At 60.4% G+C, this 23,315-nt stretch carries 21 protein-coding genes and 1 pseudogene; 10 read left to right on the forward strand and 12 right to left on the reverse strand.

From position 1 onward, the window contains the following. The first annotated feature begins 486 nt into the window (after nucleotides 1-486). On the forward strand, nucleotides 487-873 hold the full coding sequence (locus AC0L2R_RS32400) for a hypothetical protein (protein ID WP_473513780.1): 387 nt from the start codon (nucleotides 487-489) through the stop codon (nucleotides 871-873). Beyond that, nucleotides 870-1,676, forward strand: coding sequence for a hypothetical protein (locus tag AC0L2R_RS32405; protein ID WP_473513782.1), 807 nt, complete (start codon nucleotides 870-872; stop codon nucleotides 1,674-1,676). The genes AC0L2R_RS32400 and AC0L2R_RS32405 overlap by 4 nt, the downstream gene beginning before the upstream one ends. A 198-nt stretch (nucleotides 1,677-1,874) precedes the next feature. Here the strand turns inward: AC0L2R_RS32405 and AC0L2R_RS32410 are convergent, their stop codons facing one another. Beyond that, nucleotides 1,875-2,777 carry a DUF2971 domain-containing protein gene (locus AC0L2R_RS32410; RefSeq protein ID WP_473513784.1) on the reverse strand — a complete coding sequence of 301 codons (903 nt, stop codon included), beginning with the start codon at nucleotides 2,775-2,777 and terminating at the stop codon, nucleotides 1,875-1,877. Between the two features lie 324 nt (nucleotides 2,778-3,101). Between AC0L2R_RS32410 and AC0L2R_RS32415 the strand changes: the two genes are divergently transcribed. After that, a complete protein-coding gene (locus AC0L2R_RS32415) occupies nucleotides 3,102-3,767 on the forward strand; it encodes a hypothetical protein (RefSeq protein WP_473513786.1) in 666 nt (221 codons plus the stop codon). Between the two features lie 223 nt (nucleotides 3,768-3,990). Here AC0L2R_RS32415 and AC0L2R_RS32420 read toward each other — a convergent pair whose 3' ends face one another. The 4 genes and pseudogenes from AC0L2R_RS32420 to AC0L2R_RS32435 all read right to left on the reverse strand — a co-directional run. After that, entirely contained in the window at nucleotides 3,991-4,494 is a 504-nt protein-coding gene (locus AC0L2R_RS32420; RefSeq protein WP_473513788.1) for a hypothetical protein, read from the reverse strand. Between the two features lie 49 nt (nucleotides 4,495-4,543). Further along, a complete protein-coding gene (locus AC0L2R_RS32425; RefSeq protein ID WP_473513790.1) occupies nucleotides 4,544-4,720 on the reverse strand; it encodes a hypothetical protein in 177 nt (58 codons plus the stop codon). 561 nt (nucleotides 4,721-5,281) lie between these two features. Beyond that, nucleotides 5,282-5,545 carry a hypothetical protein gene (locus tag AC0L2R_RS32430; protein WP_473513792.1) on the reverse strand — a complete coding sequence of 88 codons (264 nt, stop codon included), beginning with the start codon at nucleotides 5,543-5,545 and terminating at the stop codon, nucleotides 5,282-5,284. A 40-nt stretch (nucleotides 5,546-5,585) separates the two neighbouring features. Then, nucleotides 5,586-5,699, reverse strand: a pseudogene (locus tag AC0L2R_RS32435) (IS3 family transposase); the annotation flags it as partial. 951 nt (nucleotides 5,700-6,650) lie between these two features. On the opposite strand from AC0L2R_RS32435, the gene AC0L2R_RS32440 reads away from it, so the two are divergent. Next, a complete protein-coding gene (locus AC0L2R_RS32440) occupies nucleotides 6,651-7,010 on the forward strand; it encodes a helix-turn-helix transcriptional regulator (protein ID WP_473493420.1) in 360 nt (119 codons plus the stop codon). Here the strand turns inward: AC0L2R_RS32440 and AC0L2R_RS32445 are convergent. From AC0L2R_RS32445 to AC0L2R_RS32465, 5 genes are all read right to left on the reverse strand, one after another. Further along, nucleotides 6,991-8,244 carry a tyrosine-type recombinase/integrase gene (locus AC0L2R_RS32445; protein ID WP_473513794.1) on the reverse strand — a complete coding sequence of 418 codons (1,254 nt, stop codon included), beginning with the start codon at nucleotides 8,242-8,244 and terminating at the stop codon, nucleotides 6,991-6,993. The two genes, AC0L2R_RS32440 and AC0L2R_RS32445, sit on opposite strands and share 20 nt — an antisense overlap. Before the next feature lie 318 nt (nucleotides 8,245-8,562). Next, nucleotides 8,563-10,155 (reverse strand): glutamine-hydrolyzing GMP synthase, encoded by a 1,593-nt coding sequence (gene guaA, locus AC0L2R_RS32450; protein ID WP_473513796.1) that lies wholly within the window; start codon nucleotides 10,153-10,155, stop codon nucleotides 8,563-8,565. Nucleotides 10,156-10,211: 56 nt separating this feature from the next. Beyond that, nucleotides 10,212-10,874, reverse strand: a complete 663-nt coding sequence (locus AC0L2R_RS32455) for a 5'-methylthioadenosine/S-adenosylhomocysteine nucleosidase (RefSeq protein WP_473513820.1) — start codon at nucleotides 10,872-10,874, stop codon at nucleotides 10,212-10,214. Between the two features lie 4 nt (nucleotides 10,875-10,878). Next, the gene (locus AC0L2R_RS32460) at nucleotides 10,879-11,337 is read right to left on the reverse strand and encodes a PaaI family thioesterase (RefSeq protein ID WP_023800372.1); all 459 of its coding nucleotides are present in this window, start codon (nucleotides 11,335-11,337) and stop codon (nucleotides 10,879-10,881) included. 96 nt (nucleotides 11,338-11,433) lie between these two features. After that, nucleotides 11,434-12,723: an RsmB/NOP family class I SAM-dependent RNA methyltransferase gene (locus tag AC0L2R_RS32465; protein ID WP_473513798.1), complete on the reverse strand. Its 1,290-nt coding sequence runs from the start codon at nucleotides 12,721-12,723 to the stop codon at nucleotides 11,434-11,436. Nucleotides 12,724-13,011: 288 nt separating this feature from the next. Between AC0L2R_RS32465 and AC0L2R_RS32470 the strand changes: the two genes are divergently transcribed. Further along, nucleotides 13,012-13,689 (forward strand): MIP/aquaporin family protein, encoded by a 678-nt coding sequence (locus AC0L2R_RS32470; RefSeq protein ID WP_027152432.1) that lies wholly within the window; start codon nucleotides 13,012-13,014, stop codon nucleotides 13,687-13,689. Nucleotides 13,690-13,761: 72 nt separating this feature from the next. Here the strand turns inward: AC0L2R_RS32470 and katG are convergent, their stop codons facing one another. After that, nucleotides 13,762-15,963: a catalase/peroxidase HPI gene (gene katG / locus AC0L2R_RS32475; protein ID WP_473513800.1), complete on the reverse strand. Its 2,202-nt coding sequence runs from the start codon at nucleotides 15,961-15,963 to the stop codon at nucleotides 13,762-13,764. A 160-nt stretch (nucleotides 15,964-16,123) separates the two neighbouring features. Between katG and AC0L2R_RS32480 the strand changes: the two genes are divergently transcribed. From AC0L2R_RS32480 to AC0L2R_RS32500, 5 genes are all read left to right on the forward strand, one after another. Then, a complete protein-coding gene (locus tag AC0L2R_RS32480) occupies nucleotides 16,124-17,032 on the forward strand; it encodes a hydrogen peroxide-inducible genes activator (RefSeq protein ID WP_128186375.1) in 909 nt (302 codons plus the stop codon). Nucleotides 17,033-17,275: 243 nt separating this feature from the next. Then, a complete protein-coding gene (locus tag AC0L2R_RS32485) occupies nucleotides 17,276-18,406 on the forward strand; it encodes a TRAP transporter substrate-binding protein (protein WP_091597465.1) in 1,131 nt (376 codons plus the stop codon). A gap of 70 nt (nucleotides 18,407-18,476) precedes the next feature. After that, nucleotides 18,477-19,124: a TRAP transporter small permease subunit gene (locus tag AC0L2R_RS32490; RefSeq protein ID WP_027152428.1), complete on the forward strand. Its 648-nt coding sequence runs from the start codon at nucleotides 18,477-18,479 to the stop codon at nucleotides 19,122-19,124. Continuing rightward, nucleotides 19,121-20,542: a TRAP transporter large permease gene (locus tag AC0L2R_RS32495; protein ID WP_473513803.1), complete on the forward strand. Its 1,422-nt coding sequence runs from the start codon at nucleotides 19,121-19,123 to the stop codon at nucleotides 20,540-20,542. The genes AC0L2R_RS32490 and AC0L2R_RS32495 overlap by 4 nt, the downstream gene beginning before the upstream one ends. A gap of 387 nt (nucleotides 20,543-20,929) precedes the next feature. Next, on the forward strand, nucleotides 20,930-21,454 hold the full coding sequence (locus AC0L2R_RS32500) for a hypothetical protein (RefSeq protein ID WP_473513805.1): 525 nt from the start codon (nucleotides 20,930-20,932) through the stop codon (nucleotides 21,452-21,454). A gap of 60 nt (nucleotides 21,455-21,514) precedes the next feature. Here AC0L2R_RS32500 and AC0L2R_RS32505 read toward each other — a convergent pair whose 3' ends face one another. Then, a complete protein-coding gene (locus AC0L2R_RS32505; RefSeq protein WP_473513807.1) occupies nucleotides 21,515-23,287 on the reverse strand; it encodes an AMP-binding protein in 1,773 nt (590 codons plus the stop codon). Between the last annotated feature and the right edge of the window lie 28 nt (nucleotides 23,288-23,315).

Raw genomic sequence — 23,315 nt, forward strand, 5'->3', positions numbered from 1 at the left:
CAGCCAGGCTTCGCGAGCTATGCCGAGCCACCACCGCGCGATGGCCGCGTCTATAAGACCTTTTGTGGGACCTGAACCTGTTGTGGGACCTGAACCTGAGGTTCGTTGCGAAGAGATGCGTTGGATGACGAAAAAGAGCGCTCGATCGCGCGAGCGCCGTTCCGGCTAGCATTCCAAGCTTTGCGCTCCGGCATCGCAGGATCGTGCTGGAAAATGTCCCATCGTGCTTCTCCTTCGGGCACCATTGGCCGGAAGGGAAGCGAAAGGGGACTAGTCGGCAGCTAGGCCGACAGCAGACGGTCCGTTGACGGCTTCCCGGAAGTGATAGTGGACATTCGAATGCGCTAGCGGGCCAGTCTTGGTTCGGGAAAGCTCCGCGCTCGTTCGAGCGATCGTTTGTTTTCGGCACTTCTGTCAAAGCGCCCGTTGACAATATACAGGTTTGGATGCCGTCTGCGGATTGCGTAGGTGGACCGAGGAAACTGTTTGAGCTCCAAGACGCTCGAAAAGATATTAGAATCTCCCGGCTGGAAGACGCTCTTCGGAGTAGTAGTTCCTATCGCCGCCGGAGTTTTATCAGGAACATTTGTAGCGGAAATCTCCTCTGTAGGAGACTTTCTCTGGTCACAATTTTACCAATCCAAGAGCTTCTATGGTCTTCTGTTCTTGGCGGCAATTACGTTCCTCTATCACCACGCTCTTTACATCCATGAGCGCAAAATTGAGATGTTTTTGAGTGATGATTATTGTCGCGCGTATATGAGGAGTAAGTGTCTCCCTGAGGCTGCCGACAGGTATAGAGAGCTCATTCGTAGCGGGAACGTAGGCGAGCTCACGAGCGCTATGGAAGAATTCGAGAGGATCATGAAGTGAGGTTTGTCGTAACCCCCGAGTTTACCACGAAACTTACCCAAGTTTCCGCTAGTGGGCTTCGGGAACTCGGAGCTGCAATAGAGCTCATCGAGACGAAGGAAAAATCGGACGTTCTTGTTGGATCTGATAGCGTCAGTGTTCGCACCCTAAGCGAGCGATTTATAACCTTCGAGGTGGGCGAGTATACGGTTTTCACGAGCCTCGAAAGCGACCAGCAAGGGGAATACCTTCTCCTGCTCGACCTTTCGTCCGAGGAATCCGAGTCAGGCCGAGCGACCACCTTTCCCACCACCAATGATCCAAGACGAAACATGATGCTCGACCCCAATAGGAACATGTCGATCGATCCCCGCCGGAACATGATGATCGATCCAAACCGGAACATGATGATCGACCCCAACCGGAACATGATGATCGACCCCAACCGGAACATGATGATCGACCCCAACCGGAACATGATGATCGATCCAAATCGGAACATGATGATCGATCCAAACCGGAATATGTCGATCGATCCTCGTAGAAACATGATGATCGACCCAAGACGGAATCGGTACTATGGCGGTCCGTTCGTATATGACACGAAGCTAAACCAAGAAGGGTTTGTTGTTCGCGCGAATGATGAAGTGTCTCTGATTTTTGATATGTCGGGGAAGTTTGCAAAATTCATCGTCAAGAATGGCGGTGATGGAGCAAACGTCTTCGATACAAGGCGAAAATGGGTGGAGTTCCTAATCAAGCCAGAAGCAGAGCTTTTCCTGAGATTCGACGTCAACCGGAGGTGGCTGGGGATAGTTGTATGAGTTCTCCTTACATCCCGGATGCACCGTCAGGAAGAAGAGCTATCCGTCGGCTGTCCAAGGGCCTGCTAGAGCCTTCTAAATCCTTGCGTCCATCCTGGTGACAAGCACTCGTGAGGGCCTACCGGCCTCGACCGTCCGGCATGCGATCAATCCGATGGCACGGGCCTGAGCGGCGCCCACACTCGGCTCAACCATCGGCTAGCGATAGCTTGCGATTGTGGATCGGCGGACATGCACATGAGAGAGGTCTGCCGATGCCAAGAAGGCGCGCATCCAGTTAATGTTCGACCTGTGCTTCGGTCCCAGTACGACCTCTCGAACGGCATTCTTCGCAGGATCAGCGATCAGGCAAGAAATGTACGGACGGACTGAGAAATCGTCAGCGAAATACTCCACGTCGGTGAGCGGGACGCGATGGCGATAGCGCAAGAGACGCCATTCCCTTTCCTCATGAAAGGACCGAGGCTTGGTTGAGTAGATACGGAAGTGCAGGGGCGTAAGAAGCGCTATCAATTGCGACACAAGTTCCGCGCTGTTCTCCCGCCCCCTGAACAGGCCCTGAACGTTGCCATCGCGATCCGCTAAAGCGGCCAAAGCGCGTTCCTTCGTGATGCCTTCGCTCAGGGTGACGAACTCGCCGTATTCAGAGAACGATTCCTGAACGGCTTCCACAACAGGGAGCAGGCTTTCGCGGAGACCTTCTTCGCCATACTCCACCTTCGTCAGCTCGAAGTACTGGGCCCCGAAATTGACGGCTCCATAATCCGCAGTCAGATCGTCGGTAGCGAAACCGATCGATACCCCCGTGCCATCACGAGCGTATGCCCGCCATTGGCTGAGCAGGTCGCCATCCTCGGAAAGACACAATGCGAATCCTTCTGTGGAGTCCGGGAAACCTTCTGCAATCACCGATGCAACATCCACCACCCCTTTCGCGAGCGTGGTGGAGGAGAGCATCTCAGAGAAGACTTTGCCCAGGACGCGTCCTTCCAGCGTATCGTTGGCCGCTGACAACGCCGACAAGCGAAATGCCCGAGACTGCAGGATCGCAAAGGCGGTCGGGCTGGAACAGTAATGGTACAGAAACTGATCCGATTTCATTCGCGGCCGGTTCATGACTTGTGGTTTAGATGCTATGCAACTCGTGGACCTACATCAACGCCAACGCCAGAACAAATGTTGACACACCCCACAGGAGGCCCTCACATAGTGGACGCCAACCGCGCGAATGCGACTTTCCGGACATCCGCCGGCAACGTCAGCTTTCAGTTAACGCTGAACGCGCCCTAGATTGCAGAAAGTAGGCGCTTAGCTGCTCGGCAGCAACTGCCAAGACAACATGACCTAGCTTCGGTATAGTAGCTGCTTAGTCGACACTGACCTAGTCATCTCCTTTGACCACAAAAGTAATGACGGAGCGGCATCTTGATTGAAGCACTGAATCAGAATGCTGGAGCAGTCACCGGTCTTGCGACTGTTGCACTGCTGATGGTGACCGCATTTTACGCCTGGGTTACTTACCAGCTGCTCGGCGAGACCAAGCAGTCACGGCTATCTGCAAACCGACCGCGCGTCGTCGCTTACCTACGGGTCAACGAGGTGCACTCGAACATCGTGCAGCTGCACGTGGCCAATCTTTCCGGGGCAGCTGCGACTGAAGTCTCTGCCTCAATCAAGAAGACAACAGAATGGCCAGAAAGATTCGACCTACAGGACTCAAAAATCCTGCGCGATTTATCGTTCATGCGGCCTCATGAGGTGTTGAAGTTCGATCTCGGCATAGGACCGGACCTCTTTCGCGAAAATGTTCCCGCCGAGTTCAGGATGTCGATACGATTCGCGGGCATCGACGGCCGACCATTCTCCTTCGAGGATGCATTGCGCGTGGAAAGTGTCGAAGGCCACTCTCACTGGCGTATCTACAGCATCGACGACGTGGCTCGGCGCCTCAAGGACATCGTGGATGCACTGCAGGGCTTCACCGGGTTTCAACGCATGCGCGTAGAGACGTACGACGCCGCAGACCGGGAGGCCGAAAGGCAAGCTCGCGAAGAGCAGGTTCGACGTCAAAGGCAAGGGGATTCTGTTTAGCAGCGCCATTCACTGGCGATGTTTGCCGCACGAACGTGTGGCAGCTGTTGGGAACGGTTTGGTGCCACCCGACGGCCGACGTGCGGCGCCTTGCTGTCTGTCTACAGCGGGCCGACAGCGGACCGGCAGCTCTTTGCGTCCAAAAGGCGATGCCCCACTGCGAAGCAGCGAACTGAGGTGTCTTGCTGATGTACACAGGCAAAATCTCACCAACGGCTGGACGCTACCGGCGTGTGTCTGAGTTACCTTTGCCAAAGGCTCTGCCGAGCTTTGCGAAGATTTTGCCAATCATTGGTAGTTTGGACAGATATCCCAGCCAATCCTCGTCTGGCGCGTCGACCGAGTGGACTTTCCCGTAGCTCGTGAAGATGTGCTTCAAGTGGAGCGCCATAAGGTAGGAGTTCAGCGCGTCGGGCCGTACAACGTGAGCGTGATAGACGTTGTCCTTGGGCTCTTCATCATCGACCGGTGAGGCGTGGACCGGAAGCTTGGGCTCTTTCTTTGCCTGGACGAGTTCCTTGGCCGCCACGATGGCCCATCCGTCAAACGTCTTCGGCTTGCCGAAGGTTTCGCCGGCCGTTTGAGCGCGAGGGACCAGATAGCTTGAAACCTTGCGATCGATGCCGGAAGCGCCAAGGCGATCGAGCGATACCTCGCTGCCGCGCGACTCCTCAAAGTGATTGAGCCGAAGGCCGGAGAAGTTCGGCTGGCCGGCCGTACCCCTCAACATCGGCTCTTCGTAGAGCCGACGGCCTATCTGCTCATTCTGACCGACACTACTTGGCGGATTCCACCTTGCCATGCTGCCCAGCGGATAATTTCTTGCTCACCGAGCGCAACTCCTCCTTAAAGGTGTTGCTCCCGCGGCGAATAACCTTCTGAATCGGCTCTTGGGGATCCCGTGCTAGAACAGCAAACAGTATCGTCTCGTCGTCCGAGATCACGCTGGTCATAGTGTGCTTTGCAACGAATCACCGTTTTCCAGTTCGACAACAAGGTCGTGGAAAACATTATCGAACCAGACTTTTGCCGTACTGCCCGACTCGGGCGTTCCTTTTTTCACATAGGGACGCCAGCGCTCAAGCTTGCTGCATAGGAATTAATCTCATCGCCATTGTACCAGGCCGTCGCCGGGCCCCATGCCTTCCTGCTTGCACGCCTTCCGAGTCGTTCTTAAGGTGACCAGTGTAGCGCTCGCGGGGAAATAGGAAGCCATCGCTGCGGATTTAGTATTTCTCGAAGGTCGGATTATAGTCTTTGCAGGCCATCTCGCTCAGAATAATTCGCGGCGCAGGGCACGTAGCAGAGATGGGTTCGCAAGCTCGATCAACGCCATCTTCTCTGTCGAAACGCCAATAGTGACGCGCAGAAGAACGGCGAACGCGCGGCGAACGAGATCGACAGAGTGTCGGCCCATAGTCGCTGGACGGTCTCTTGCGCGTCTCGCCATGCCAGCGAGGATTGTTCATAAATTTCAGCGTATCTCCCAAGTTGGTGGCACGCCGTGAGCGATGTCATTCCTGATCGCAATGCAAAACGGCCGCATTGCACCATGTCTGAAGAAGGGTGCGCTCGTCTCCCGCTGACGGGGTTGACGCGAATGTTTCAAGCATCCCGATCAAATCAGAGATCTTCGCGTCGGTCTCGGGTCGAATGCCCTTTGGATTGACGCCGTTGAACTTCCACAACCCCCGCTCCCCAGGTGATGTTCGATGCTGGCGGCGAAGATGTTGATCGGCGCAATGCGCTGGCCACGTATCGGCCCTTTCATAGGTCATTCGCGATCTCGCGACACCTTGCCCGGACGGGCCCAAACATTTTTGCGGCGGCATCCTTCAGAATCCCATTGTCGAGCATCTGCTCCGCCAGCAGCTTCTTGAGCCGCGCGTTCTCGTCCTTCAGCGCCTTCAGGCGACGGGCGTCTGACAGTTGGCGCGCTTCTGAATGAGGCCAAAGAACTGCTTCATGTCTGTCAAACCGGCGCTATTTCTTCTTTTTCACCCTTTGCGTAAGAGCGGATCCCGCGACCGATTTGACTGCCTTTGAGGAGCTCTTAGAACGAAGCAACTTGGATGCCGTAGAAGCAATTTTCTTGCTCGTAGTCTCATTAGGTTTCTTTGCCATCGATTTTCCCCGCGTGGTTGAGTTGGCGTAATACGCATTGTGATACGTCTGCAATCAACTGCCGGAGAGCACTGTCCCCAACTTTCATTTTCCAACACTCGGTCCGGTTCCGCAGACAACCAAGCGGAGCGGGAACTATGCTCGCCTTCATTGTCTTTCCTTTTGGCGGTCGGCATCGGCTGTTCTGTAGTTCTCCGCGATCAGCCACGCCTGGCACGCAGGAATTCGAAGTATGCGCGCACATCTTCGATGAAGATGTTGGCGATGCAACGTTTCTCATCCCAGCATTTGCCAAGGTAGCCGTTGCGACCGCCGAGCCTGCTGCCGTTGAACCAACGACCAAGTCTCGCTGTCCATGTCGGCATCTCTCATTATTGGTGAGATCGGCGACGGCATAACTGCGAAGCCGGCGGCCTTCGCGTTCTCGCGGCTGTGAGCGTAATCTCGCGGCGCTTCCCCTCCGCTGCGATCTATCCGCGCCGGCCGATTAACGCGTCAATTGGCGCAAGGTCATTGTAAGCGCGCAGCTTGAGATATTCGGGCCTCGACAAGCCGGCAGCGAGGATCGCCTGTCGGATATTATGGAGAGCCTGCTCGATGGATCCCATTGGTGGTGCGGTCCCGACATAATCCGCAGTGGAATGCCCTTGAGTCTTCACGTCAGTAGGCAAGGATACGTGGTCGCAATTGAGGGCTGTACGAAACCTCGAAAAGTTGCGCGATTGTTGGCCAGCAAGGCAACCCATCCCGGTCACGCAAATGATCAAACGGCAGCCGTCTTCCGAAGTCGATAAATTCAAGGGCATCGAAATTGGGCAGCCGGACCCACTTCCGGTTCTGCCACACATCGGGTCGTGTCGAGTAGTGCGAACTGTTCGCCGGTCGCAGCTGCGAGAAATCGTTCCGCTATCGGATACGACTGTTTATGAGATGGAACAGCGTGGCGAGTTCCCACGACGCTTCAATCTCACTCCCCGCTGCGTTGTCTGGGACTTGGCAGAAGTCGAAGCTTGGATCGAGGAGCGGCGGAATGCGTCATCTGCCGGAAAAATCGAGACCAGCCCTGCTCCTGACGTAAGACTCCGAAAGACGCGACCTGTCAAGTCGGATCAAGGATAATCGCTGCCTCCGCAGGGGGCTGAAGTGTGGGGGTGTGCTTTTTGCCTGCCGCCCACGCATGGATCATGTCCGCCCATTCCTGCAGCATATGACGACGCTGCAGCTCATATTCAGCTCTGTTGTAGACACCTCGAGAGGACCGGCTGTCGTCGTGGGCCAGGCATTTCTCAATCCAGTCGCGATTAAATCCGATCTCATTCAGGAGTGTTGAACCGGTGCGCCGAAGGTCGTGCACCGTGAAATGCGCGAGCGGAAAGTCTTGCTTCTTTGCCCGCTCGACAATCGCCGTGGTTACCCGATTGAAGGTCGCGCGCGACATGGGCTCGTCGGCATCGTAGCGGGACGGCAGCACATATCGGGAGTTCGCCGCGCAAGTCTTGAGCGCGATCATGATGTCGAGGGACTGGCGTGACAGGTAGACGTTATGCGGCTTCTTCCGTTTCATTCGCTCTTTTGGGATGCTCCAGACGGCGTTCTGGAAATCGACCTCGTCCCAAGTCGCCTCGAGTAGTTCACTCTTCCGGACCATCGTGAGCAGGATGAACTTTAGGCCGAGCCGAATGGTCGGCAGCGTCGGCACGCTTTCCAACTCTTTCAGCATTATCCGGATTTCTGTAGGCGACAGAGCACGGTCTTTCGCCTCGAACGTGGCAATTGAGGCCGGTCCCACCTCGTCCGCGGGGTTGGCGATCTTCTCCCCGTGCAGAATGGCAAAGCTATATATCTGCTTCACGATATCGCGGATATGAACAGCGGTTGCCGGCGCACCACGGTCCTTCACCTTTGCGCAGAGCGCCCGCAAGTCGTCAGGTGTTATCTCGGTTAATTGTCTTTTCTCCCAAATCGGCAGAATGTCGCGATCGAAAATGGCCTCGCGCATCGAGCGGGTGCTATCCGCCATCTTCGCTTCCTTGAACCAGCGCTTGCCTTCATCCCCGAAACTCGCCGTGGCTGACAGGCGACGCTTGTCGCGCTGCTTTTCATGCGCCGGCGACTTTCCGGCTGCCACCATTTTTCGCGCGGCAAGGCAGCGGTCGCGCGCCTCTGCCAGCGTGAGGCCTCCGTTCCCATATCGGCCCAGCGTCACAGTCTCTCTCCGACCATTCGTCCGGTAGTCGTACCGAAACGCAATCTGCCCAGTCGGAGCCACCGCCGCGTACATACCGTCACGGTCGGCAACTTTGTACATTTTGTGCTTTGGTTTCAGTCGCTTAAGGGCAATATCTGTTAACATAATGACGAGGATCGGATCACAACTTGGGTTTCTCGGACGCCAATTTTACCGTCATTGATTTTACCGTCAACTGTTTAGGAATAATCTTTCAATTTCAATGCTTTGATGGGCAAGAAGGGAGTGCGCTTTGCAATCGGCGGGACGACGGTATCGCATGGCATGAAAGAGAAGGCAGAAACGCATGCCGTCAAATTTACCGCCAATTGATTCCGCTTCGAGGCGATAGATGGCGATAAATGGAGTAAGGAAAACTAAGTTGCTTCAGAGGCTTATACAACTCTGATCGATGGTTACCGAAAGCTCGCGAATGGTTCACCTTTATTCCCACTCGATTGTTCCCGGCGGCTTGCTCGTCACGTCGTAGACGACGCGGTTGATGCCGCGCACCTCGTTGATGATGCGGGTGGCGGCGGCGCCGAGGAACGCCATGTCGTAGTGGTAGAAATCCGCCGTCATGCCGTCGACCGAGGTGACGGCGCGCAGCGCGCAGACGAATTCATAGGTGCGGCCGTCGCCCATGACGCCGACGGTCTGCACCGGCAGCAGCACGGCGAAGGCCTGCCAGATGGCGTCATAGAGGCCGGCCTTGCGGATCTCGTCGAGATAGATGGCATCGGCCTCGCGCAGGATCTCCAGCTTTTCGCGGGTGATGCCGCCCGGGCAGCGGATGGCAAGACCGGGTCCGGGAAACGGGTGCCGGCCGACGAAGCTGTCGGGCAGGCCGAGCTCCTTGCCGAGCACCCTGACCTCGTCCTTGAACAGTTCGCGCAGCGGCTCGACCAGTTGCATGTTCATGCGCTCGGGCAGGCCGCCGACATTGTGGTGCGACTTGATCGTCACCGACGGGCCGCCGGTGAAGGAGACGCTTTCGATGACGTCGGGATAGAGCGTGCCCTGCGCCAGGAAATCGGCGCCGCCGAGTTTCTCGGCCTCTTCCTCGAACACCTCGATGAACAGCCGGCCAATGGTCTTGCGCTTCTTTTCCGGATCCGACTCGCCCTCGAGCGCGCCGATAAAGCGGTCCGAGGCGTCGACCAGGATGAGCGGCAGATTGTAGTGCTGGCGAAACATCTCGACCACGCCTGATGCCTCGTCCTTGCGCATCAGCCCGTGGTCGACAAGGATGCAGGTGAGCTGGTCGCCGACCGCCTCGTGGATCAGGAGTGCTGCGACCGAGGAATCGACGCCGCCCGAAAGAGCGCAGATGACCTTGCCCTTGCCGACCTGCTTGCGGATCGTCTCGACCGCGTGCTCGCGGTAGGCGCGCATCGTCCAGTCGCCTTCGATGCCGGCGATCTTGTGGACGAAGTTTTGCAGCAGCCGGGCGCCGTCCGGCGTGTGCACCACTTCGGGGTGGAACATGATGCCGTACATCTTGCGCTCGACATTGCCGAAGATGGCGAAGGGCGAGCCTTCCGATTTGCCGAACACCTCGAATCCCTTGGGCAGCGAGATGACGCGGTCGCCATGGCTCATCCACACCTGATGGCGCTGACCGGGCGCCCACAGGCCCTCGAACAGCGGGCTGTCCTTCTGGATCTCGACGAAGGCACGGCCGAATTCGCGATGGTCGGAGCTTTCGGCCACGCCGCCCATCTGCACGCACATGGCCATCTGGCCATAGCAGATGCCGAGCACCGGCACGCCGGCGTCGAAGACAATCTGCGGCGCGCGCGGGCTGCCGATGTCGCCGGTCGAGGCCGGGCCGCCGGAGAGGATCACCGCCTTCGGATTGATGCGCCTGAACGCCGCTTCGGCCGACTGGAACGGCACGATCTCGGAAAAGACGCCGGCCTCGCGGATGCGCCTGGCGATGAGCTGCGTGAACTGGCTGCCGAAATCGACAATCAGGACGGTGTCTGGCAGGACGGTGTCTGGCAGGAGGGTGTCGGGACGATTGGCTATCTTCATGGCGAGCGTTTAGAGAAAGAAACGAGTCGGCGCAATGGGTTGCGAAGGCGTCTCTGTCACTCCGTTTCCGCGTCATGCGATGGTCCAAACTGCAGCGCATCGGAGCTGATCGCCTGTTCCAGCCGCGTCACCGCATCCGCCAGCTTCTCGTCGATGACATGGAGATACTCCTTCCAGTCCCCGACATGCCTGAGATCGGCAGCCCCGTCAGAAATGCCGCGCAGGCCGACGAGCGGCACGCCGAACAATTGGCAGGCACGCAGGCAGGCGAAGGTCTCCATATCGACCATGTCCTCGCCAATCGCATCATAGGCGCTGCCGGAGATGATCGCCGCGCCGGTCGACAGCGTCGCCTCCCTTATGCCTGGAATCCTGAACGGCAGCGGCACCGTCACCGGCAGGTCGAGAAACGGCGTCGCGCCCTTCTCGAAGCCCAATGGCGAGGCGTCGATGTCGCGGTAGGCGACCGAAACGGCTTGGTAGATTTCCGTCTGTTCCAGTGTCCGGCTGCCGGCCGAACCGAGCGAGACGACGAGATCCGGCAGCGCCTTTTCAGATTTGAGCCATGACAGTTCCGCGCCCAGCCTGACACCCGCTTCGACCGGCCCCACCCCTGTCATGACCGGCGTGAACAGCCGCTGCAGATGCGGCCCGTATTCGGCCTGCGCCGCCATCACGAAAAGGACGTCCCTGCCGGCAATTCTGACCGCCTTGCGCATCGGATCAGCCTTCAATGCCATCGCGCCCGACCACCGTCATCATCGTTCCAGTCATGGTGGCGATCAGCTTGGCCTCGCCGTCGACGGCGAAGGCATAGGCCTGGCCGTCGGCAACGATGATGGTGCGGCCGGGCTTGGTCACCGAGCCGCGGAACAGAAAACGCTCGCCCCGGCCCGGCGCCAGCAGATTGACCTTGAATTCGATGGTCAGCACACTGGAGCTTTCCGGCATCAGCGAGAACGCGGCATAGCCGCAGGCCGAGTCCAGCGCCGTCGAAATGACGCCGGCATGGAGGAAGCCATGCTGCTGAGTCAGCGCCGCCGAATAGGGCATCTCGATCTCGATGATGCCCGGCGTCACCAACGTCAGCTCGGCGCCGATCGTCATCATGGCGTTCTGGCGCGCGAAGGACGTCCTGACACGATCCTCATAATTGGGGGCGGGTACGATCTCTGCTGCCATAGCTTGTCACGCTCCTGTCAGAAAAGCTTATTGCAGAGGTATGAGCGGCAGGCAATCGCTATTGCTGCACTGCAGCAATCGGCCCGCCGGCAAGGTTCAGCCACCCTTGCGCAGTGCGCAGACATAAAACCCATCGGTACCGCTCAACGCCGGCGACAGCGAAATGCCGCCTGCTGCGCCGATACGTGCGGCCGCCTGGTGGCCCGGAAAGCGGCTGTCCCAGAGCTGGCGATGATCGACCGGGACAAAGCCGCTGTTACGATTCCTGAAGGCAGCGACCTGCTCGCCATTCTCCTCGTCGAACACCGAGCAGGTGATGTAGACCAGCAGCCCGCCCGGTTTGACGAAGGTCTTGGCGACATCGAGGATCGCCGATTGCTCGCCCTTGCGCGCATCGAGCTGCTTCTGCGTCAGCCGCCATTTGGCATCGGGCCGGCGCCGCCAGGTGCCGCTGCCGGTGCAGGGCGCGTCGACCACGACGATGTCCATGTGGGCCGCGAGTGTACCAAGTTCCGTCGGCTTGGTGACGATTTGCACGTTGCGGTTTTCCGAGCGGCGGATGCGGTCGAAGATCGGCGCCAGCCGCGCTTTTTCGGAATCATGGGCAAACACCTGGCCGCGATTGTCCATCGCCGCCGACAGGGCCAGCGTCTTGCCGCCGGCTCCGGCACAAAAGTCGAGAACCTGCATCCCGGCCTCGGCGCCAGCCAGCGTGGCGGCAATCTGCGAGCCTTCGTCCTGAACCTCGAACCAGCCTTTCTGGAAGGCCGGTTCGGCCTGCACGTTCGGGTGCCTGCCGTCGCCCGCGATCGGCGGGATGCGGATGCCGTGCGGCGCAATTCGTGCAGCCCTGGCGCCGGTCTCGGCCAGTTCGGCGAGCACCTTGTTGCGATCGGCCTTCAGCGTGTTGACCCTAAGGTCGAGCGGCGGGCGGGTCGCCAGCGCCGCACCTTCATCGACCCAGCTGACGCCGAAGGCCTGCTCGAAAAACGGTTCGCACCAATCCGGAATATCGGCGCGCACCGCCGGCGGCGCATCGTTTACCTGGCGGTCAGCGATGGCCTTCAGTTCATCGTCGTTCAACGGCGGCGGCGCAAACTTGTCACCGTCGAGCGCTTCGTTCAACGACTGCGCCGTCTGGTTCCATTCGAGCAGCAGCGCGCCAAAACCGATGGCGCGCGGCGTATCTTCGCCCAACAGCCAGCCGGCCGAGCGCTTTCGCCGCAGCGCGTCATAGACGATGTTGCCGATCGCGGCGCGATCGCCGCCGCCGGCGAAGCGGTGCGACAGGCCCCAATCCTTCAGCGCATCGGCGACCGGCCGGTGTCGCCGGCCGATATCCTCCAGCACTTCGATGGCTGCTGCCAGCCGTCCGCCCAGTCGCATCTTGTTATTCCGTTACTCAGCAAATCAATTCCGGGTCCTGCTCTAAAGCGCGCGACCGGCGCACACAAGCGGGGAGAGTCTTGCGGGCAGAGGGCGCTCGCTTCAGGTTTGCGCTGCCCCCTCACCCTGACCCTCTCCCCGTGAGAACGCCAGATCAAACGCAGCTCTCTTGATATCAGCGGCCCTCGCATTGCTATGCTTTCAAACTTTTGAAGTTGCGATAGTCTTCCGCTGCGTGATTCGCCAAGAACTGCAAGCGGATCGGCGGGAAATTACAAGGAGAGGGCAATGAAGACTTACCTGGCGGAAGTTCTAGGCACATTTCTACTGGTGTTCATCGGCACGGCTTCGGTGGTGACGGGCGGCTTCGGCGGCGCGCTGCCGCTCGGCCAGGAAGGCATCGGTCTGGCATTCGGCATCGGCCTGATCGCGGCGGCTTATGCGATCGGCCCGATCTCGGGTGCGCATCTCAACCCGGCGGTGACGCTCGGCGTGTTCCTCGCCGGCCGAATGGAGGCCAAGGACGTCATCCCCTACTGGATCGCGCAGGTCATCGGCGCCATCATTGCGTCGCTGGCGCTGTGGATCATCGTCTCCGGGCAGGTCGGCGGCCATACCGGCGGCTTCGGCGCCAACGGCTGGGATGCGACGAAGTGGGGTGTCAGCTCGGCGCTCCTGTGGGAACTGATCGGAACCTTCACCTTTGTCACGGTCATCCTCGGCGTCACCAGCGGCAGCCACGCGACGGCCTTTGCCGGCCTGGTCATCGGCCTGACGCTGGCAGGACTGCACTTCGCCATCATTCCGGTGACCGGCACGTCGCTCAATCCGGCCCGCTCGATCGGCCCGGCGCTGTTTTCGGGAAGTGCGGCGATCGGCCAGCTCTGGCTGTTCATCGTCGCACCGCTAATCGGCGGCGCCATCGCCGGCGTGGTCGCCAAGACCCGTATCTTCGAGAAGGACTGATTTTCCAAGGCTTCAATACAAAAAGGCGCGGGTCAAGGCCCGCGCTTTTTTGTTAGAGAATCACTTGCCGCCTCAGGATCGGGCAAGATCGAAGCGGTCGGCGTTCATCACCTTGGTCCAGCCAGCGACGAAATCCCTAACGAACTTCTGCCCGGCGTCCGCCGACCCGTAGACCTCGGCAAGCGCACGCAACTGCGCGTGCGAGCCGAAGATCAGATCTGCGCGGGTGCCGGTCCACTTGACCGCCTTGGTCTTGCGGTCGCGCGCTTCGTAGACTTCATCGGACCCGGCGGCCGGATCCCAGACCGTGTCCATGCTGAGCAGGTTGACGAAGAAATCGTTGGTCAACGTGCCCGGCCTGTCGGTGAACACCCCGTGCTTCGACTTGCCGGTGTTGGCGCCGAGCACCCGCAACCCGCCGACGAGCACCGTCATCTCCGGCGCCGTCAAGGTCAGCAGCTGCGCCCGATCGACCAGCATCGCTTCGACCGACATCGGCTGCTTGCCCCGGACATAATTGCGGAAGCCATCGACTTTTGGCTCGAGCGCGGCGAAGGACTGGACATCCGTCTGTTCCTGCGAGGCGTCCATGCGGCCTGGCGTGAAAGGCACCTCCACGTCATGGCCGCCGTCCTTCGCTGCCTTCTCGACCGCGGCGACGCCGCCGAGAACGATCAGGTCGGCAAGCGAGACCTTCTTGTCGCCTGTCTGCCCGGCGTTGAACTCGCTCTGGACGCCTTCGAGCTGCGCAAGCACCTTCGACAGTTCGGTCGGCTGATTGACGTCCCAGTCCTTCTGCGGCGCCAAGCGGATGCGTGCGCCGTTGGCGCCGCCGCGCTTGTCGGAGCCGCGGAAAGTCGAGGCCGAGGCCCAGGCGGTCGAGACCAGTTCGGAAACAGACAGGCCAGAGGCCAGGATCTTCGCCTTCAGCGAGGCGATGTCCTGCTCGCTGATCAGTTCGTGATCGATAGCCGGGACAGGGTCCTGCCAGATCAGCTCTTCCTTCGGCACGAGCGGGCCGAGATAGCGGACAACCGGACCCATGTCGCGATGGGTCAGCTTGAACCAGGCGCGAGCGAAGGCATCGGCGAAGTGATCCGGATTCTCATGGAAACGCCGCGAGATCTTCTCATAGGCCGGGTCGACCCGCAGGGCGAGGTCCGTGGTCAGCATCGCCGGCGCGCGGCGCTTCGACGGATTGTGCGCGTCCGGCACGGAGCCTGCACCGGCGCCGCCCTTCGGCGTCCACTGATGGGCGCCGGCCGGGCTCCTGGTCAGTTCCCATTCGTAGTTGAACAGATTATCGAAGAAGTTGTTGCTCCACTTGGTCGGCGTCGTGGTCCAGGTCACCTCGAGGCCCGAGGTGATGGCGTCGCCTGCAATGCCGGTGGCATGCTTGCTCGACCAGCCGAGGCCCTGCGCCTCGATGCCGGCGCCTTCCGGCTCCGCCCCCACCAGCGATGCATCGCCGGCGCCGTGGGTCTTGCCGAAGGTGTGACCGCCGGCGATGAGCGCCACGGTTTCCTCGTCGTTCATGGCCATGCGTGCGAAGGTTTCACGGATGTCGCGTGCCGAGGCCAACGGATCGGGCTTGCCATTCGGCCCTTCCGGGTTGACGTAGATCAGCCCCATCTGCACGGCGCCGAGATGGCCCCGAAGTTCGCGGTCGCCGGAATAGCGCTCGTCGCCGAGCCACTTGGTTTCCGACCCCCAATCCACGTCCTGCTCGGGCTCCCAGACATCGGCGCGCCCGCCAGCGAAGCCGAACGTCTTGAAGCCCATCGATTCCAGCGCGACGTTGCCGGTGAGGATCAACAGGTCGGCCCAGGAGATCTTCCTGCCGTATTTCTGCTTGATCGGCCACAGCAGCCGGCGTGCCTTGTCGAGATTGGCGTTGTCCGGCCAGCTGTTGAGCGGCGCGAAACGCTGCTGGCCGGCGCCGGCGCCGCCACGGCCATCGCCGATGCGATAGGTGCCGGCGCTGTGCCAGGCCATGCGGATGAAGAGCGGGCCGTAATGGCCGAAATCGGCCGGCCACCAATCCTGCGAATCGGTCATCACCTGGTGCAGGTCCTTGATCACCGCATCGAGATCGAGGCTCTTGAACTCCTTGGCGTAGTCGAAGTCCTCGCCCATCGGGTCCGAGACGCTCGACTGCTGGTGGAGAACGGCAAGGTCAAGCTGGTTTGGCCACCAGTCACGGTTGGTCCTGCCGGCCGACCCATGCGCGACCGGGCATTTGCCGGCGCTGGTGTCATCGGTCTTTGCGTCCATCGTTCTCTCCGACTTGTTGATTTCCGGGATTTGTTGATTTCCGGGATTGTTGATTTTCCGGACGGGCCCTGAGCCACGCCATTCTGGAATGGTTCCAGACTAGGCCGCCTTGCCGATAAAAACAAATTGCCTTTCCTGTTTGTTGCGATAGGATTTTCTTATGATAGGTCTCACCGTCCGGCAGATGCAATATTTCGAGGCACTGGCACAGACGCTGCATTTCGGCCGCGCCGCGAAACTGGGCGGCGTCAGCCAGCCGGCGCTGTCGTCGCAGATTGCAGAAATGGAGTTGCGGCTGAATTGCCGGCTGTTCGAGCGCGGCGGCAAATCGGTGCGGATGACCGACGAGGCACTGGCCATGCTGCCACGTATCGAGCGCATTCTTGCCGACATCCGCGAGATCGAGACCACGGCCCGGCGCGGCCGCCCCGCCATGGAAGGGCGCTTCCGGCTCGGCATCATCCCGACGGTGGCGCCCTATCTGCTGCCGCATGTGCTGCCGGAACTAAAACGGCATTTCCCGGCCTTGCAGCTCGAATTGCGTGAAGCGGTGACCGCCTCGCTGGTCGAGGACACCGCGCTGGGAAAGCTCGACGCCTTCATCGCGGCCCTTCCCCTCGATCAGCCCGGGCTGATCACCGAGCCGCTTTTCTCCGACCGGTTCTTCCTTGCCGTGCCGGCCGGCGATCCCGCATTCGCCTCGCCGCCGGTGCCGCCGGAAAGCCCGGCATTGGAAAGGCTGATGCTGCTGGAGGAAGGCCACTGCCTGCGTGAACAGGCGCTTGCCGTCTGCGGCAGCGTGCGGCCGGTGGCAATGGCGAGCTATGGCGCGACCAGCCTGACGACGCTGCTGCAGATGGTGGCGCACGGGCTCGGCGTCACGCTTATCCCGGAAATGGCGGCAGGGCCGGCCAGCGCCATGCGCGATTTGAAGATCGTGCCGTTCCAGGAGCCGATGCCGCAGCGCACGATCTGCCTCGCCTGGCGGCGCAACAAGGTCCGGCATGACGAATGCGTCGAACTGGCCAAGATCATCCGCGGCCTGGACGAGGCGGTGCTGGCGGCGTGAGGGTGGGGATGTCGGCCAGAGGGTCCGACCGCCTTGGCATGCCGCGCAGCAGTCCTACATTCGTTATGTAGGCCAGAACAAGGATAAGCGCCGACTAAAAAATCGTCGAATGCGGAAACATATTGGCGCTTGTGCCAGACCGAAGCCCGATGCCCGATGTCACCGGCAGCGAAACTGGTTGCGCAAGGGGCGAGTTCGCATATTCTGGTTGTGGCAGAAGCGTTTACAACATGGGAGGAGTAAATGTCCGACAAGAAAATCTCGCGTCGCGGGTTCCTGGAAAAGTCCACAGCCATCACCGCCGGTGCGGCTGCAGCGACGACGCTCTCGGCCCCGGCCGTACTGGCGCAGTCGCCGGTCACCATCAAGATGCAGACCTCCTGGCCTGCTTCGGACATCTGGATGGATTTCGCGCGGCAATACATAGAGCGCGTCGAAAAGATGTCCGGCGGCCGGCTGAAGTTCGAGCTCCTGCCCGCGGGTGCGGTCGTGGGCGCGTTCCAGGTGCTGGATGGCGTCAATGACGGCGTCATCGACGCCGCGCATACCGTCCCCGTCTACTGGTACGGCAAGCACAAGGCCGCGTCGCTTTTCGGAACTGGCCCTGTGTTTGGCGGCAGCGCCACCACCATGCTCGCCTGGTTCCACCAGGGCGGCGGCAAGGATCTCTACCGCGAGCTGACGCAGGAGATCATGGGCCTCAACGTGGTCGGCTTCTATGGCTTCCCGATGCCGGCGCAGCCGTTCGGCTGGTTCAAGAAGCCTGTCACGACCACCGCTGAACTGCAGGGATTCAAGTATCGGACGGTCGGTCTTGCCGCCGATCTCATGCAGAACCTTGGCCTCAGCGTGGCGCAGCTGCCCGGCGGTGAAATCGTGCCGGCTATGGAGCGCGGGGTTATCGACGCCTTCGAATTCAACAATCCGTCATCCGACCTTCGCTTCGGTTCGCAGGACGTCGCCAAGCACTACACCTTGTCATCCTACCATCAGGCGAGCGAGTCGTTCGAATTCCTGTTCAACAAAGACGTGTTCGACGACCTCGACGATGATTTGAAGGCCATTCTCGAATATGGCGTGGAGGCGGCCAGCACCGCGAACACCGCGCTCGCCCTCGACAACTATTCGGCCGACCTGCAGAAGCTGCAGACCGAGCACGGTGTCACCGTGCACCGCACCTCGAAGGAGATTCTCGACGCACAACTCGAGGCTTGGGACAAGATCATCCCGACGCTGGAGGCGGATGAGTTCATGAAGCGGGTGCTCGACAGCCAGCGCCAATGGGTCGAACGCGTCGTCTACTACGAGCTTATGAATTCAGCCGACCTGACACTGGCCTACGAACATCATTTCCCCGGCAAGCTGAAGCTCTAATTCGCGCCTCCGCTTTGGCAAATCCGGCGGTCTTGCGGGCCGCCGGATTGCACCTGACGGAACCCGAGACATGCTCCGCTACATTGCATTCGCCGATGAACTTTCGGCATGGTTTGGAAAGGTGTTCGCCTGGAGCGTCGTCGTCATGACGCTCGGCGTGAGCTATGAAGTTGTCGTGCGATACCTGTTCAGCGCGCCAACCGCGTGGGCATTCGACCTCAGCTACATGCTCTACGGCACCATGTTCATGATGGCCGGCGCCTACACCTTGTCACGAGACGGGCATGTGCGGGGCGATTTCATCTACCGTCTGTGGAGGCCGCGCGTGCAAGCGGCGGTCGAACTTGTCCTCTACATCATCTTCTTCTTCCCAGGCGTCACGGCGCTGATTCTGGCCGGCTGGAAGTATGCCGCGCGCAGCTTCCGCTATCTCGAGGTAAGCTCGAACAGTCCGGCCGGGATTCCGATCTTCCAGTTCAAGGCCGTCATCGTGGCGGCAGGCATCCTGCTCTTCGTGCAGGGGATTGCCCAGGTATTCCGCTGCGTCGTCTGTCTGCGAACCGGAACATGGCCGCGCGCGGCTGAAGACGTGGAAGAAACCGAGAAGGTGCTGATGGAAGCCAAGACGCTCGATGTTCTGCATCACGGTTCGGAAGCAGTCGACCTCCCGTTCCTCCACCCCGACAATAAACCCGACCGCGACGGAGAAGACAGATGAGCGATCCTCAGGTCGCCGTCGCGATGCTGCTCATTCTGCTTCTGGCGATCTTCCTTGGCTTCCCGGTTGCGTTCACTTTGATGGCGCTCGGGGTCGCCTTTGGCTACTACGCTTATTTAAATCCGGGACGGATGTGGCGCGCCTACGAACGGGCGGTTGAGGATGGTGCCGACGGCTGGACGCTTGCGGAGCATTGGGTCGGCGGCTTCTTCAACAACCGCATTTTCGATCTGTTCGTGAATCAGACCTATTCAGTGATCTCGAACGACGTGCTGACCGCCATCCCGCTGTTCCTGTTCATGGGCTACATCGTCGAGCGGGCCAACATCATCGAGCGCCTGTTCGGCACCCTCTATATCGCCACCCGGCACGTTCCTGGCTCCATGGCGGTCGCCGCCCTCATCACCTGCACCCTTTTCGCTACGGCCACAGGCATTGTCGGCGCGGTCGTGACACTGATGGGCCTGCTGGCGTTTCCCGCCATGCTGAAGGCGCGTTACGACGTCAGCTATGCCTCGGGAGTGATCTGCGCGGGCGGAACCCTCGGCATCCTCATTCCGCCGTCGATTCTGCTCATCGTCTATGGCGCGACGGCGGGTGTGTCGGTAGTTCGTATGTATGCGGCAGCCCTGCTTCCAGGACTGCTGCTTGCCGGCCTTTATCTGATTTATGTGGTGACGATGGCGGTGCTGCAGCCGCAGCTGGCGCCGAAGCCGACCCGAGACGAGGTAGGGCACTATTCGGTCCTGCAAATCAGCTGGATGCTGCTGACTTCTTTCGTCCCTCTGGCGGCCCTGATCCTCGCGGTGCTCGGCGCCATCCTCTTCGGCCTCGCCACGCCCTCGGAGGCTGCCGCCATCGGCGCGCTCGGCGGCGTCGTGCTGGCCGCCGCCTACCGGGCGCTGACGTGGCAACGCCTGAAGGAGTCCGTCTATTTGACGGCGCGCACGACCGCGATGGTGTGCTGGCTGTTCGTCGGCTCCGCGACCTTCGCCTCAGTCTTTGCCTATCTGGGAGGCCAGCAACTGATCAGCGATTTCGTCACCGGCCTCGATATGTCGCCGCTGATGTTTCTGATCGTCGCCCAGATCATCATCTTCATCCTGGGCTGGCCGCTGGAATGGACGGAGATTATCGTGATCTTCGTTCCGATCTTCCTGCCGCTATTGGCGCATTTCGAGATCGATCCGCTGTTTTTCGGCGTGCTCGTCGCAGTCAACCTTCAGACGGCCTTTTTGTCGCCGCCCATGGCGATGTCGGCCTACTACCTCAAGGGCATTTCGCCGCCGCATGTTCAGCTTTCGGATATTTTCCGCGGAATGATGCCCTATATGCTGATCGTTATCCTGTGCATGGTCATCATCTACGTCTTCCCGCAGATCGTGTACGGGCTGCCCAACATGATCTACGGGGGCTAAGGACGGGCGAATGGAGGACAACAGATGAATTTGAGCCGCTTCCTGGCCGTCCTGGCGTTTGTAGCTTTTCTGGCGTTTTTCGGCGTCGTAGTCCGTTTCGTCCCACATCCCGATCTGGGCGTTGCGGTCGGCATCGGCGTCCTCCTTGCGGGCTACGATCTATGGAGCCAGTTGAGGTCTCGCGCGAGGTAACAGCCGGCTTGGGGCGGTCGTGGAAAGCTGCATGGCTGCAGCGTCGATGCGGGCAAAGAGCCGAACCGTCAGCTCGGCCTGAGAAACATCAATTCAATCAAATCCTCGTGAATTGTACCGGACGCCCGGAACCGCAGACGCGTTCCCAGCATTGATTTTATGGAGGAATCTGCGTCCAGAACAGGGAGCAGTGTTATGGCTTACCGTGATTATATCCATACGCCGGTGACGCCACGCGACATCCGATGGGGACTCCAGCAGGGGGCCGTCGCGGGCATTGTCGCAGGCATCGTCTTTGCGGCGTTCGAAATGGCGGCGAGTGCGTTCATGATGGGGGCGGAAGCGTTCTTCATGCCCCTGCGCATGATCGGCGCCATCGCGCTTGGACCGGAAGCCCTCGATCCCGGCTACCCGCTCTTGACGGCCAGCATCGCCGGCGTGGTCGTACATTTGATCCTGGCCATCGCCTATGGGATCGTGTTCGGGGAGATTGCCGCAATGCTGCGAGGGCGAGCAGCCTTCATCGGTCTCGGGAGCGTCTATGGCCTCTCCTTGTGGCTCGTCAATTTCTATGTGATCGCGCCGATCGCATTCCCCTGGTTCCTGCAAGCAAGCCCGGTCGTGCAGTTCATTGCCCACACATTCTTCTTCGGTACCGTCCTCGGCTGGTACCTGTGGAAGTCGCACGAGAGAGGCGGGCTCGAAGGACCGGCGGTTTAGCATTGCCAGCACCGAGCTGGCACAGTCGGATTGAAGCGGAAAGAGTGCTCACACCCCGCTTCAAGCCGTCTTCGGCGTCACCAGGCCGAGTTCGTCAACCATCGCCTCGCGCATGAGAAACTTCTGCGGTTTGCCGGTCACGGTCATCGGCAATTCGGTGCGGAAGCGGATGTGGCGCGGGATCTTGTAATGGGCGATCTGGCCGGCGCAGAAGGCCTTGATCTCCTGGTCGGTGGCGGTCTGGCCCGGCTTGAGCACGATCCAGGCACAAAGCTCCTCGCCAAATTTCGGATCGGGGATCCCGAACACCTGCACTTCCCTGACCTTGGGGTGGCGGTAGAGAAATTCCTCGACCTCGCGCGGATAGACGTTCTCGCCGCCGCGGATGACCATATCCTTGACCCGGCCGACGATGTTGCAATAACCCTCGGCGTCGATGGTGGCGAGGTCGCCGGTGTGCATCCAGCCGTCGGGATCGATCGCCTCGCGGGTTTTTTCCTCGTCGTCCCAATAGCCCTTCATCACCGAATAGCCGCGCGTGCAGAGTTCGCCCGGCGCGCCGACCGCAATGGTCGCGCCATCGGCATCGATCGCCTTGACCTCGACATGGGGGTGGACGCGGCCGACGGTCGAGACGCGCTTTTCCAGCGGGTCGTCGACGCTGCTCTGGAACGACACCGGGCTGGTCTCGGTCATGCCATAGGCGATTGTCACCTCCGCCATGTGCATCAGCGACACCACCTTCTTCATCACCTCGATCGGGCACGGCGAGCCGGCCATGATGCCGGTGCGCAGGCTGGTGAGATCGAAGGTGTCGAAATCCGGATGGTCGAGCAGGCCGACGAACATGGTCGGCACGCCATAGAGGCCGGTGCAGCGCTCGCCCGCCACCGCTCTCAGCGTGGCGCCGGCATCAAACCCCTCGCCCGGGAAAACCATCGTCGCGCCCTTGGTGACGCAGCCGATCGTGCCCATAGACATGCCGAAGCAGTGATAGAGCGGCACCGGGATGCACAGCCGGTCGTCGACGGTGAGCCTGATCGCCGAGGTGACGAAATTGCCGTTGTTGACGATGTTGTTGTGGGTCAGCGTCGCGCCCTTGGGCGCGCCTGTCGTGCCTGAGGTGAACTGGATGTTGATGGCATCGCCGGGCTTCAGCCCCTCGGAGATCCGGTCGAGGCTATCATGCTCGTCGCGCCCGCCCATCGCCAGCACGTCGGTGAAATTGAGCATGCCGGGCGAATGCTCCTCGCCCATGCGGATGACGATTTTTAGCGCCGGCAATTTTTTCGCCTCGAGCTCGCCCGGTGTCGCCGTCGCGATCTCCGGCGCCAGCGTCTCGATCATGCCGAGATAGTCGGAGCTCTTGAATTTGACGGCCGTGACCAGCGCTCGGCAAGCGACCTTGTTCAGCGCATAGTCGAGTTCGGCCAGCCGATAAGCCGGGTTGATGTTGACCAGGATCAGGCCGATGCGGGCGGTGGCGAATTGCGTCACCAGCCACTCCCAGCGGTTCGGCGACCAGATGCCGACGCGGTCGCCTTTTGCCAGGCCGAGAGCCAGGAAGCCTGCGGCCAGCGCGTCCACCGTGTCTGAAAGTTCGCTCCAGGTGAAGCGCTTGTCCTGGTCGACGAAGACGGCGGCATCGAGCGTGCCGTATTTGCTGACGGTGTCCGAAAGCAGCGCCGGGATCGTTTGCTGCAGCAGCGGCACGATGCGCTCGCCCGATACATGCGCCCTGCCGTCGACCGGCGCGACAAACGTGGCCCCATTGCCCGGGCGGCGACCGCGCAGGCTGGTGGCATTCTTCAACTCGTCGAGATTGATCGGCATTGCCGTCTCCTCCGCAGGCGACCCGAGT

Source organism: Mesorhizobium sp. WSM4820 (assembly GCF_055811075.1).